Annotated in this window: 13 protein-coding genes; 4 read left to right on the top strand and 9 right to left on the bottom strand. The window is 51.5% G+C overall.

Annotated features, from left to right (window positions below):
* Window positions 1-19: 19 nt before the first annotated feature.
* The 9 genes from BN8_RS28105 to BN8_RS28065 all read right to left on the bottom strand — a co-directional run bounded on the left by BN8_RS28105 (window position 20) and on the right by BN8_RS28065 (window position 9,628).
* A complete protein-coding gene (locus BN8_RS28105) occupies window positions 20-217 on the bottom strand; it encodes a hypothetical protein (protein ID WP_040006987.1) in 198 nt (65 codons plus the stop codon).
* Between the two features lie 135 nt (window positions 218-352).
* A complete protein-coding gene (locus BN8_RS28100; RefSeq protein WP_009285342.1) occupies window positions 353-847 on the bottom strand; it encodes a GtrA family protein in 495 nt (164 codons plus the stop codon).
* Between the two features lie 116 nt (window positions 848-963).
* A complete protein-coding gene (locus BN8_RS28095; protein WP_009285341.1) occupies window positions 964-2,370 on the bottom strand; it encodes an NADH-quinone oxidoreductase subunit N in 1,407 nt (468 codons plus the stop codon).
* A gap of 85 nt (window positions 2,371-2,455) precedes the next feature.
* Window positions 2,456-3,934 carry a complex I subunit 4 family protein gene (locus tag BN8_RS28090; protein WP_009285340.1) on the bottom strand — a complete coding sequence of 493 codons (1,479 nt, stop codon included), beginning with the start codon at window positions 3,932-3,934 and terminating at the stop codon, window positions 2,456-2,458.
* Window positions 3,935-3,955: 21 nt separating this feature from the next.
* A complete protein-coding gene (gene nuoL, locus BN8_RS28085; RefSeq protein ID WP_009285339.1) occupies window positions 3,956-5,884 on the bottom strand; it encodes an NADH-quinone oxidoreductase subunit L in 1,929 nt (642 codons plus the stop codon).
* A 75-nt stretch (window positions 5,885-5,959) separates the two neighbouring features.
* Window positions 5,960-6,304, bottom strand: coding sequence for an NADH-quinone oxidoreductase subunit NuoK (gene nuoK / locus BN8_RS28080; protein WP_009285338.1), 345 nt, complete (start codon window positions 6,302-6,304; stop codon window positions 5,960-5,962).
* Window positions 6,305-6,435: 131 nt separating this feature from the next.
* Window positions 6,436-7,260, bottom strand: coding sequence for a 3'-5' exonuclease (locus BN8_RS28075; RefSeq protein WP_009285337.1), 825 nt, complete (start codon window positions 7,258-7,260; stop codon window positions 6,436-6,438).
* 96 nt (window positions 7,261-7,356) lie between these two features.
* Window positions 7,357-8,856, bottom strand: coding sequence for a glycerol kinase GlpK (glpK, locus tag BN8_RS28070; protein ID WP_009285336.1), 1,500 nt, complete (start codon window positions 8,854-8,856; stop codon window positions 7,357-7,359).
* 46 nt (window positions 8,857-8,902) lie between these two features.
* Entirely contained in the window at window positions 8,903-9,628 is a 726-nt protein-coding gene (locus BN8_RS28065; RefSeq protein ID WP_009285335.1) for an MIP/aquaporin family protein, read from the bottom strand.
* 79 nt (window positions 9,629-9,707) lie between these two features.
* Between BN8_RS28065 and BN8_RS28060 the strand changes: the two genes are divergently transcribed.
* From BN8_RS28060 to BN8_RS28045, 4 genes are all read left to right on the top strand, one after another.
* The gene (locus BN8_RS28060) at window positions 9,708-10,679 is read left to right on the top strand and encodes a zinc-dependent alcohol dehydrogenase family protein (protein WP_009285334.1); all 972 of its coding nucleotides are present in this window, start codon (window positions 9,708-9,710) and stop codon (window positions 10,677-10,679) included.
* A gap of 57 nt (window positions 10,680-10,736) precedes the next feature.
* Window positions 10,737-11,852, top strand: a complete 1,116-nt coding sequence (locus tag BN8_RS28055) for an alkane 1-monooxygenase (protein WP_009285333.1) — start codon at window positions 10,737-10,739, stop codon at window positions 11,850-11,852.
* Window positions 11,853-12,003: 151 nt separating this feature from the next.
* Entirely contained in the window at window positions 12,004-12,714 is a 711-nt protein-coding gene (locus BN8_RS28050) for a MotA/TolQ/ExbB proton channel family protein (RefSeq protein ID WP_009285332.1), read from the top strand.
* A 78-nt stretch (window positions 12,715-12,792) separates the two neighbouring features.
* On the top strand, window positions 12,793-13,185 hold the full coding sequence (locus BN8_RS28045) for an ExbD/TolR family protein (RefSeq protein ID WP_009285331.1): 393 nt from the start codon (window positions 12,793-12,795) through the stop codon (window positions 13,183-13,185).
* Window positions 13,186-13,209: the final 24 nt, after the last annotated feature.

Below are 13,209 nucleotides of genomic sequence, written 5' to 3'. Positions count from 1 at the left end.
ATCATGGACAACAGTCGAATTAGTTCGCGCTGTCGGCAGACATGGTAGCAGCCGAATCAGTCGTCATCGTTGACGCTGAATCCGTAGCCATCATGGTAGTGTCAGTTGACATCGTAGCTGTTGAATCAACGGCAGCTTCTTCAGTCTTAGGTTTGCTCTGGCAAGCAGCGAACGTCAGCATGCTACCAACGAACAATAAAGCGAAAACTTTTTTCATTGCCTTCAGTGGTGTTTAAGGTTTTTCGCTACAAATATACTTTTTTAGAAAACAATACAATATTAAGGCCTAAATTTTTACTTAGGTAGTTTCTTGCCTTGAAATAATCCTGAAGTCTATAGAACTTATTGAAGATTACAATTGCCGTTCGCGCTGACGTACTGAACGGGCTTTGATACGATCATACATACCCGTACTACGAAATGTCAGCAGTTTATGCCCAAAATAGTTGGCCAGAAAACTGACGCCCATACCAACCACGTGCGAGCCTTTTTCACGAACGAAATTACTTACATGAGGAAGCAGCGGTCCGGCAACCCATTCAAGCGTGTACTTCGACACCACTACCTGCACAATCAGGGCTACAAGTGCGATGGCCAGGAACTTTACCGCTTCCCGACCAGTGTTGCCCGTATCGCCGGCTGAAAAAGCAAACCGCTTGGTGGGCAGAAACGTAAGGACAGTTGCCGTCAGGTACCCGCAAAAAACGCTGGTTTCAAAGTTAAAGAAGTTGCGATAGACAATCTGACTAACAAAATTGATGGATGCCCCCAGCAATGCTGTTAGAAAAAAAGTAAACAGACTTCTTATCTCCCTGTTTCCGGACTGCTCTACACCGCTTACATTCACTGGCTTACGTAGTAGTGGCTGTTTTAGCCATGGACTTACAAAAGTATCTACTTGACCTGGAAACCACCGTAATCATCATGTATAACTGAGGGTACGGGACAAGTAGTGGCTTCGGCTTAGAACAAGCCCTCCAGCAGACCAGGAGCAATTCCCAGGCCAATTGTTAACAAGGTTGCCACCACGAGCACATACTGATAAAAAGGAGCTACCCGGATTGGAGCGGTTGCTCCTTCCCGGAAATACATGGCGATGATTACCCGAAAGTAATAATAGATACCAACTGCCGACATGAGGACGGCTACTACCAGAAGCCAGATCTGCCCCCGTTCGACGGCTGTTGAGAACATATAAAACTTACCCCAGAAGCCCGCCGTTAGCGGAATGCCGGCCAGCGACAACATAGAAACCGTCATAGCGAAACCAAGCAGCGGATTTTGCCGGGCCAACCCATTGAAGGCATCAAAACTTTCGCTGGAGTTTCCTTCCGACGTAATCGTTTCGGCGTTTCGTTGCCGGGCTACCAACAGCAACACGCCAAAGGCGGCAATTGTTGCGACAGAATAGGCCAGTGAATAGAATACGATTGCCTGTTTCGTTTGCTGCCCCAGCGCTGCCAGGCCAATCAGCAGATAGCCAGCATGAGAAATGCTCGAGTAAGCCATCATTCGCTTAAAACTATTCTGATACACGGCGGTGATATTGCCCGCCACCAGCGTCAAAGCAGTAATGATGGCCAGAATGGTCCACCAGAACGTATATACACCACCAAATGAAACCGACAACAATCGCAGCAAAGCTGCAAACCCGGCGGTTTTGACAACCGTCGACATGAACGCGGTAAAGAGTGTTGGGGCTCCATCGTACACATCCGGAGTCCAGAAGTGGAACGGGGCAGCCGACACCTTAAACAGCAAACCGATCAGGAGCATCAGCAGACCGACGTAGAACAGCAGAGAAAGGCCAACCTGCGGATTGACGGCGTAGGCACGGATACCCGCCAACGTAAATGATCCGGTAGCACCGTAGAGGAGAGCCATACCAAAAAGCATAATCCCCGTAGCAAAAGCCCCCATCAGGAAGTATTTCAACGCAGCTTCGTTGGATCGCAGGTTTCGTTTATCGCTGCCAGTCAGAACGTACATGGCCACTGACAGGATCTCAACGCCCACGAAAAGCATGATGAGGTTTTCGAAACCAATCATCATGATAGCCCCGACCAGCGAAAACAGTAAAATACCGTAGTATTCAGCGGGCTGGGCTGCTTCATCTTCCATGAAACTGCTCGATAAGGCCACAACCATGAATGACGAACCGAGAACGATGGCCGTAAAAACCATGGATAAGTTGTCCGTCAGCAACATGCCGTTAAAGTACAGATACGTTTTATTCCAGTCGATAAAGTTAACGGCCAGAGACACGAGCAGAAACAATAACGTTGCCGGCAGCAGGACGGCTCTTGACTTCAGAAAGCCAAGAAACAGTAGCAGGATGCCAAAAGCAGATAACAGAACGATGGGAAGCATATGGTTTAGTTTATAGTTTGTTGTTTGCAGTTAAAAGTCTATGCCGTTAAGCCAGCTTTTGACTACAAACCCCGAACTGAATAACTCATTTCAAGGATACGGCAGTTGTGCCGATGTATTTCATCAAATTAACTACAGCCGGCTCCGTTACTTTCAGAAAGGAAACCGGGTAAATACCAATCCAGAATACCATAAAAGCAAGCGGCAGTAGTACCCAGCTTTCTGAGCCGGTCAGATCCGCAAACGATTCGGTGCGGGCTGATGGGGTACCAAACATACTTTTCTGGAACATCCGGAGCATATAGACCGCCCCAAAAATGATGGTGAATCCAGCCGCTAAACCGAGGTAGTGATTGTAAGTAAATACGCCATGCAGCAGGAGAAACTCGCCCACGAAACCATTGGTAAGCGGCAATGCAACACTACCCAGCAGCATAATCATAAAATATACGGTCAGCTTGGGCGTCGTGCGGGTTATGCCTCCAAGCTGGTCGAGTTGCCGGGTATTTGTCCGGGAGAAGATAACATCGGCAATGAAGAACATACCTACTACGTTGATGCCGTGGGCCAGCATCTGCACCAGTGCCCCCTGCAAACCCGTTTCGGTTTGTGAGAAAACCCCGGCAGCCATCAACCCTACGTGTGAGAATGAGGAGTAGGCAATCAATCGCTTCATATCGCGCTGACGAATGGCGATAATTGAACCATACACGATACCGATGACCGACAGAATGATCGCTGTAGTCCCCCAAGCTTCAACGCCAAGAGGAACGATCGGCAGAATAAACCGGATCAGGCCATACACGCCCATTTTCAGCATAATACCGGCCAGCAGCATCGTGGCCGGCGTCGGCGATTCTACGTACGTATCTGGCTGCCACGTATGGAACGGGAATACCGGCATCTTGATGGCGAATGCGATAAAAAACGCCCAGAAAACCCAGCCTTGCGCAGCCGGCGTAAGCTTTAGATTATAGAAATCAGTAATGGCTGACGAATGAGGTGCCCCATTTATTGGTGCCGTCTGGTAGTACAGATACACTAGTGCCACCAGCATGAACAGACTACCGAAAATAGTATAGACGAAAAACTTGAACGTAACCGGAATTCGATTTTCACCACCCCACATGGCCGCGAGGAAGTAAATGGGAATCAGGGCTGCTTCGAAAAACAAATAAAACAGGAAACCGTCGCGGGCAGTAAAGACGCCCATCAACGCTGCCTGCATGTACAACATGAGCGCGTAGAACACCGATGGACGGCTGTAGCTCCGATTAAATGTCGATAGAACGATGAAGGGCGTCAGCAAACCGGTCAGCAGTACCAGCAATAGGCTGATCCCATCAACACCCGCGCTGAACCGGATACCTAACGAGCCAATCCAGGGATAATCGAATGCAAACTGCGTTTTCGCGTCGGGCACAAATCCAACGAAGACATAAGCAGCCAGCGCCAGTTCAATCAGCGCAGCTCCAAACGCCAGTGTGCGGGATGTTTCCCCTTTTACAAGAAGTAATAACGTAGCCGCTACGGCCGGAAAAAGTATAAGTGCAAGCGTTAGCATAGGTCGTTCGAGTAGCGGTGGTTAAAAACGGACGAAGAAGCGTAGAGCAATGATGGCGACTATGCTCAGTACCATCGCGAAGACGTAGAAACCAATCGAGCCGTTTTGAAGCAACCGCAGTTGATTTGAGCCCGCCCGTACCAGCCAGGCCACCCCATTGACAATACCATCAATGACAAATTCGCCGAAGCTATAGAGCGCATCGCCGAGGCCACGAATCGGCCGGACGATGATTGCATCGTAAAACTCATCAACGTAGTACTTATTATACACCACCTGTTCGGGCAGCGAACGCTCGGCCGCATCGGGTGCCGGAACAGCCCCACGACTGACGTACATGGCGTAAGCAATGACACCGGCTATCAGCGCCACGCCGGCCGAAACAGCCATAAGAATGTATTCGGTACTGTGCTCAATGGTTGATTCGGCAAACGCTTCGGGATTTACCTGCCGCGATCCTTCAAACAGCGGAGCCATGAAATCGCCCAGCCAACCTCCGCCCGGCAGATTCAATGCGCCACCAACCGCCGACAAAATAGCCAACACTACCAGCGGTGCTGTCATCGTAGCAGGCGACTCGTGCAGGTGATGCCGTTGCTCTTCCGTACCCCGGAATTCGCCGAAGAACGTCAGAAACAGCAGCCGGAACATGTAAAATGACGTCAACGCCGAACCCAGTACGCCCAATGCCCACAGCACTTTGTTGTGTTCAAATACGTGCGCCAGAATTTCGTCTTTTGAGAAGAAGCCCGCAAAAGGCGGCAAGCCTGAAATAGCAATCGTACCGATCAGGAACGTAATGAACGTAACGGGGAGGTATTTCCGAAGGCCGCCCATGTTCCGAATGTCCTGCTCATCGGACATGGCATGGATGACACTACCGGCCCCCAAGAAGAGCAGTGCCTTGAAGAACGCGTGGGTAATAACGTGAAACATACCCGCCGTGTAAGCCGTAACACTCAGGCCGAGGAACATATAGCCCAACTGGCTGACCGTCGAATAGGCGAGTACTTTCTTGATGTCATTTTGCAGCAGACCAATTGAAGCGGCCAGCAGAGCCGTAGCGATCGCAATACCGCCGATGATTTCCAGCGTCAGGGGCGAAAGGGTGTACAGAACGTTCGAACGCACCACCATGTATATACCCGCCGTTACCATCGTAGCCGCGTGAATAAGCGCCGATACGGGTGTCGGACCGGCCATTGCATCGGGGAGCCACGTATAAAGCGGAATCTGTGCCGACTTTCCCATTGCGCCGACGAACAGCAGCAGTGTAATCGCCAGAATTTCAGGATCGCCTATCGTCAGGCTGGTAGCCTGCTTGAATACGTCGGTGTACTCAGTCGTACCGAACAGATTAATGATCCAGAAAATACCCAGCAAAAAGCCCAGGTCACCAATACGGTTCATGACGAAGGCTTTGCGGGCGGCATTGTTATAATTTGTGTTCGTATTCCAGAAGCCAATCAGCAGGTACGAGCATAGTCCAACGCCCTCCCAGCCGATAAACATGATGACGTAGTTTGATCCCATCACCAACAGCAGCATAAAAAAGACGAACAGGTTCAGGAAAGCCATGAACTTACCAAATCCTTCGTCGTGCTTCATGTAGCCAATGCTGTACAAGTGAATCAGCGAACCTACGCCCGTAACAACCAGCAACATCAACAGCGATAGTTGGTCGATCTGGAACGAGAAGCTTATATCCAAATCCCCAACGCTGATCCAGTCGAACAAAACGGCTTTCAGCGGCCCGGCGTTGTTAGTCAGGTCAGCATTACCCAAAAAAGCGCCGAACAGAAAGCAGCTCGTCAGAAATGATGCCAGTACAGCTACGGTTGCAATAGCCCCAGCCAGGCTTTTGGGTATCCGGCGAAACCCAAGGCCATTGATGGCAAAACCAAGGAGAGGAAAGAGCGGAATTAAGGCACAGAGTAAGTCTGTCTGCATAGGTAGTGAGTAAATCGGTAGGTCAATTCGTCAGTAAGAGCGAAACATGGCTACTTATCGACAGCCTGACAGTGTTTACCATTTTAATTTATTCAGTAAGCCCACGTCGATAGAGCGGGTATTTCGGTAGATCATCACAATGATAGCCAGCCCGACCGATACTTCAGCGGCTGCCACAGCCATGATAAAAAAGACAAACACCTGCCCGGACGAATCGGAACGATACGACGAAAACGCGATCAGCAGCAGGTTGACCGCATTCAGCATCAATTCGATGGACATGAAAATGATGATGGCGTTTCGCCGGGTCAGTACGCCGATGATGCCAATGACGAACAGCGCCGTACTGATAATGATGTAATAGGTGAGCGGTATTTGCTGAATGACTTCCGGAATTAGGACGTTCTGCGTGGGTTGCATGTTAACCGGTTGCTAAAAAATTGCCGCAAAGTTACGGATTATTCAACTTACTCAAATGTGTCGTGGAACACAGATGCCACAGATTACGCCGATGTGGTCGAACAAATTTGCGTAATCGGTGAAATCAGTGGCTATTTCTTTCCATTTAATCCATTAGCAAACATACGTAACCGGATTTCGGTGAGTCGGCGTTTGGTGTCCAGCGGAAACTCGCCTTTCAGCATCCAGTCATAAAATGACGGTTCTTTTTTCAGCACATCCAGTACCGGTAATCCCTTGTGCTTGCCAAAATTGAACACCTCTTCTCCCTTCTCGTTGATAATCATCCGCCCGGCCAGATCTACATTCTTGTTGGCCGTCAGGTTATGCAGCATGTCGACATCATTCTGAAAAACAACGTCCTGGCCATTGTCATCCTTCGCCATCTGGCCAATGTATTTCTGCACCTGGGCGTTGAGTACCTCCAACGTAGCCAACGTATCGGCTTCGGCATTGTGCGCGTTCAGCAATTCCTTGCCGCAGTAAAACCGATAGGCAGCCGACAAGTTGCGGGGTTCCATGAGGTGGAAGATTCGTTGCGCATCGACCAGCCGCCGATTTTTCATGTCGAAATCAACATTAGCGCGCAGAAACTCCTCGACCAGCAGCGGTACGTCAAATCGGTTGCAGTTGAAACCGGCCAGATCGCAGCCTTCCAGAAACTGCGCCAGTGTGCGGGCAACCGATTTGAACGGGGGCGCGTCCTTCACATCCTCATCGAAAATACCGTGAATCATGCTCGACTCAACCGGAATGGGCATGCCAGGGTGGACCCGCTGCGTTTTGATGATCACCTCGCCGTTGGGCAGTGCCTTAGCGATGCAGATATCAATGATCCGGTCTTTGGCGATATTGATGCCGGTTGTTTCGAGGTCGAAAAAGGCCAGCGGTTTTTTGAGTACAAGTTGATGCGTCATGACCAATGCGCGCTTTGCGCGGTATGACTACAAAGGTATACAGGTTTCGGTGGAATTGTTGACTGCCAAAATCGAAAACAATCGGATCAGGAACCCCTACCCCTCCCAACCGAACGATCGTTCAACGGCTTTCTGCCACCCGTGCAGCAACCGATTTCGGGTATCCTGCGCCATTTTTGGTTCGTAAGTCTGAGCAATCCCCCAGTTCTGCCGTAGATCGTCCAGCCCATTCCAGTAACCGACAGCCAAACCCGCTGCGTATGCCGCTCCGAGGGCCGTCGTCTCGGTAATGGTCGGCCGTACGACCGGTACGTCAAGTACGTCGGACTGAAACTGCATCAATAAATCGTTGACCGTCATGCCGCCATCAACCCGCAGGGAGCTGAGTTTCACACTGGCGTCCTGCTCCATAGCCCGCACTACGTCGACGGTCTGGTAGGCAGTTGCTTCCAGCACAGCCCGCGCCAGGTGCCCTTTGTTCACAAACCGCGTTAGTCCGGCAATGACGCCCCGGGCATCGGCTTTCCAGTAGGGAGCATACAGGCCGGAGAAAGCGGGTACAAAATACGCCCCGCCGTTGTCGTCCACGGAGCCAGCCAGCTTTTCAATGTCGGCGCTATTTTTAATAATCCCCAGGTTGTCGCGCAACCATTGCACCAGCGCCCCCGTAATGGCGACGCTGCCCTCCAGGGCGTAGTGTACCGGCTGACCGCGAAACTGATAAGCCACGGTTGTCAACAGCCCGTACGTTGAGTGACGTAGCTCGGTCCCCGTGTTCATCAGCAGAAAACAACCGGTTCCATAGGTGTTTTTGGCTTGCCCTGGTTCGAAGCAGGTTTGCCCAACCAGCGCGGCCTGCTGATCGCCCAGAATACCGGCAATGGGTACTCCTGGCAATACTTCCGATGAAACCGTACCGAAATCGCCACTACTGGGCCGGATTTCAGGAAGCATCGCCCGTGGTACGTCGAAAGCCCGCAGCAGTTCTTCGTCCCAGTTTAGGGTTTCCAGATCCATAAGCTGCGTTCGGCTCGCGTTGGTCTGGTCAGTCAGGTGAAGTCCACCCTGCGGCCCGCCAGTCAGGTTCCAAACCAGAAAGGTATCCATATTGCCAAACAACGCATCGCCCCGCTCGGCATCGGCTCGCAGCCCCTCCACGTTGTCGAGTAGCCAGCGAAGTTTCAAGCCGCTGAAATACGTAGCCAGGGGCAGACCGGTTTTGGCCCGAAAACGGTCCTGGCCTCCATCGTTTGAGAAGCGGGTTACGTAGTCGGCTGTCCGCATGTCCTGCCAGACAAGTGCATTGTAGTATGGCTTACCAGTCCGCCGATTCCAGACGACGGTTGTCTCGCGCTGGTTGGTGATCCCTACGGCGGCAATATCACCGACCTGCAGTTTGGCTTTGATACGGGCCAGTGCAATAACCTCAAGGGTATTACGCCAGATTTCGTCGGGGTCATGTTCGACCCAGCCCGGTTGAGGATAAATCTGTCGGTGCTCTTTCTGAGCCAGTGATACGATAGCGCCGGAGCGGTCGAATACGATGCAGCGTGTGCTGGTTGTGCCCTGGTCAATGGCAGCTATGTAGGTGGGCATAAAAAATTGTTATATCCGTATAAAGTTCATTATCCCGTTTTCAGTCTTACAACGCAAACCACCGGATCAGTACGCCCCCCAGCGCTCCACCAATCAGCGGCCCTACGATGGGAATCCAGCCGTAGCTCCAGTCGGACGATCCTTTGCCGGGAATCGGCAGAATAGCATGGGCAATGCGCGGCCCCAAATCCCGGACAGGGTTAATGGCGTATCCGGTTGTGCCGCCCAGCGACAGACCAATACTCCAGACCAGCACGCCTACCAGATACGGTCCAACCCCGATAGCCAGGGTACCCAAATTTTTGGATGAAATACCAGCGAGCCCCAAAATCAGTACCAGTGTAGCCAACGACTCGCTCAGCAGATTAGCACCCGTATTGCGAATAGCTGGTCCGGTTGCAAAACAGGCCAGTTTGTCGCCGGGAGCCGGGGTAGCCGCCCAGTGAGGGGCATACTGTAACCAGACCAGCACGGCACCGAGAAAAGCCCCGATTAATTGCGCTGGAATGTACGTTGGAATCGTATTGTAGTCGTTGGTGGCTACCGCGAAAGCTACCGTTACGGCAGGATTCAGGTGGGCATCAACGCTGCCAAATGCTTTGGCTACAAAAACGGCGATGGTTACGGCAAAGGCCCATCCGGTCGTTATGACCATCCAGCCGGCGGCTTCACCTTTAGTTTGTTTTAGCACCACGTTAGCGACAACGCCGTTGCCGAGTAGCAATAACACGGTCGTTCCAATAAGCTCACCCAGGAAAGGAGACGTTTGCATCAATAAGCTTGGTTTAGGAATAGTTTGTGCGAATTAAGCCATATTTTTGGGCCAAACGCAACTTCATTTTCTCAACTCCATGAAAACCATTGTCTTTGAGCAAACTGGAAAACCTACCGATATCCTGAAAGTCATGGATATGTCGGCACCTGAACCTAAACCAGGCGAAGTCCGTGTCAAAGTGCTGGCCAGCCCGATCAACCCTTCTGACCTGATGTTTGTACAGAATATGTACGGAATTCGGCCGCAGCTACCATCCGGGGCCGGGTTTGAGGGCGTCGGCATTGTGGATGCACTTGGAGAGGGTGTACAGATGCGTACCGGCATGCGGGTTAGCTTCACCAGCGTTGGGACATGGTCGGAGTATGCCATTGCGCACCAGCGAAGCCTGATTCCGGTGCCGGACGCTATCAGCGACGACGTAGCGGCTCAGTTATTTGTGAACCCCTTCACGGCCTATGCATTGGTGCAGGAGTCAAAGGTTCCGGAAGGTGGCTGGCTCATGGTGACGGCAGCCGGCTCGGCTTTTGGCAAGATGGTGATTCAGTTGTGCAAAATGCGGGGTATCCAGACCATCGGTACCGTCCGGCGCGACAACCTGAATGATGAGCTTAAAACACTGGGTATTACTGAAATTATTAACACGGAGCACGAGAATTTGCCCGCTCGGGTCAAGCAGATAACCGACGGCAATGGGGTTGCCTGTGTGCTGGATGCCGTTGGTGGACACACCGCCAGCGAAGCGATGAAATGCCTGAGCAAAGGCGGTACCATGATCATTTATGGGCTACTTAGCCTGCAGGACCCCACCCTCAATGCTGGCATGATGATTTTTCGCGAACTGACCGTCAAAGGCTTCTGGCTCACCGACTGGATGCGCCGGGTTGATAGCCAAACGCGCCAGGACGTAGCCCAGAATGTCATTCAACTGCTGGCATCGGGTCAGATTGAATTACCGGTTGAAGCCAGCTACTCCCTCGACGACATCGCCAAGGCTGTTGAACACGCTGAACAAACCGCCCGGTTTGGAAAAATTCTGGTGAAACCGTAATTTTTGGGAGGCTAACTGGTTTACTATAAACTGGTTAGCCTCCCAAAAATACGTGCCATGAATCCGTTTAAGAAACTTGGCTTTTTGTGGTCATACAGTTTGTTGGCCGTTATCCTGCTCGGCTACTACGTCGGCGAATCGCCCTGGACCTGGGCGGGTGCTCTCTACGTCTTTTGCATCGTTCCGGTACTCGATTTCGTAGCTGGCCGCGACCGGTCAAATATCAGCCACGACGCCTTTGAAGCAACCTTACACGACCGCTATTTTGACGTACTCCTGTACTCGTTCGCCTATCTACAGTACAGTCTGTTGCTCTGGGGCTGCTACGTCCTGACGGTTGATCCTTTGACAATTGCTCAAAAAACTTGCCTGATGATTAGCATCGGGCTATTCTCCGGTACCATCATCAACGTAGCCCACGAACTCGGGCACCGTAGCAGTCGTGTGGCTCAGTTTCATGCCCGATTGGCGCTGCTGTCGGTTAGTTATATGCACTTTATGATTGAGCACAACAGAGGTCATCATGTGCACGTAGCGACCCCGGCCGATCCAGCTACGGCCCGTAAAGATCAGACACTGTATGCCTTCTGGCAGCAGAGTATCGTGGGTAGTTATCGAAGCGCGTGGCAAATTCAGAAGAAATTGTTGACGAAGGCAGGCTATCCCGTCTGGAGCCGCCACAACGACATGCTCTGGTTTGCTATTCTGCCGGCTCTGCTTTGCACGGCATTGACGATCGGGTTTAGTGACTGGGCTGGTCGCTCAATCTGGGCCGTACCTGTTTTTTTCGCAGTCCAGAGCCTTGTTGCCGTTCTGCTGCTGGAAAGCATAAATTACATTGAGCATTACGGCATAACCCGTCGGGAAGTAGCGCCCGGGCGCTATGAGCGCGTCAATCCGCTGCACTCATGGAATGCCAGCGAAGTAATCAGCAATCTGGTTTTGTTTCAACTTCAGCGTCACTCTGATCATCACGCTTACGCAGCGCGGCCGTATCAGGTACTTCGTCACTTTGACCAAAGTCCGCAGCTTCCTTCCGGCTACCCGGCCATGATCCTACTGGCGCTGGTGCCGCCCCTGTGGTTCCGGATTATGAACCCACGACTCGAACGCTGGCAGCAACGCGCCCACAGTGCCGATGAGATTGCGGCTGTTGTCCGGCAGTATGCGTAGTGCGATTCACTGCGCTGAAATCCCGGACATTTCCTAAGTTTCTCTTCTGATTTTTGGCAGCTTCCTTATCTTTGACAACAATAACCGAAAACCAAAGTCGTTTGATTCCTGAACGACCATTGGTTGAACCATTTTCACTTGTATCGTCTGTATGCTATTGCTCCAGGTTCCGGCCACTGACACCACGGCCGCGTCGTTATCGGCCGCTTCGGGGGCTGCTCCTCAACAAAGTCTGCAACTGCTGGACTTAGTAGCCAAAGGCGGCTGGGTAATGATCCCCATCGCTTTTCTGTTTTTTTGCGCCCTGTACCTGATTTTCGAGCGATTTTTCATCATTCGGGCCCAGACCCGGACCGATGCGGGCTTCATCGACAATGTGAAGGACATGGTGTTGCAGGGTAATATCAAATCGGCTGAGTCGTTTTGTAAAAACCAACGTACTGCCACTGGCCGGATCTTCGAGAAAGCCATTGGTCGGATTGGTTCGCCAATTCGGGAGATCGAAGCCACCGTCGAAACAGTTGGACAAATCGAAATTGGCCGGCTGGAACGAAATCTGGGTTACCTGGGCATCATTGCCGGTATTGCACCGCTGCTGGGCTTCATCGGTACAATCTCGGGTATCATCCGTATCTTCTACGATATTTCACTGTCCGACAACATCAGCGTTGGTATCATCGCTGGTGGTCTGTACGAGAAAATGATTACGTCGGGGGCCGGTCTGATTGTGGGTGTGATTGCTTATACGGGCTACCACCTGCTGAACATGATGATCGAAAAGTTCACGCTCGCGCTGGAAATGAACGCTTTTGAGTTCATTGAAGTACTTCAGAAGCCGACCGAAACGGTTCGGATGCGGTAGAACTCTGTCCGGGTCAGGCTCCGGCCTGGTCGATTATAAAATTATCAAGGGCCAGGCTCCGGCTTGGCCCAGACCAATATGAAACTCCGAAGAAAACGCAAGTTTGCCGCTGAGGTAGCGACGTCGTCGCTGAACGACATCATGTTCTTCCTGCTGTTGTTCTTCCTCATTATTTCAACCGTAGCCAACCCCAACGTAATCAAACTGTTGTTGCCGAAAGCATCGTCTTCGCAGCAGTTGAGCAAAAAACAGGTAACGCTCTCGGTAGACGGTAATAAGCAGTATTTCATCGATCGCAAGCCAGTAGACCCTGCCAACCTGGAAACTGAACTGCAAACCATCATGGCTGGTATTGCTGAGCCGACTGTTGTTGTTCGCTTCGACAAATCATTGACTGTTCAGGATTTGGTTGATGTTCTGCAAACGGGCGCTAAACTGAATATCAAAATGGTGATGGCCACGTCGAAGTAGCCACTGATGTTACGGACAATAATG

The sequence above is a fragment of the Fibrisoma limi BUZ 3 genome (genome assembly GCF_000296815.2).
GTDB lineage: Bacteria > Bacteroidota > Bacteroidia > Cytophagales > Spirosomataceae > Fibrisoma > Fibrisoma limi.
Note: the sequence above shows the minus strand (reverse complement) of the source record. Positions and strands in the feature narration are given on the sequence as shown.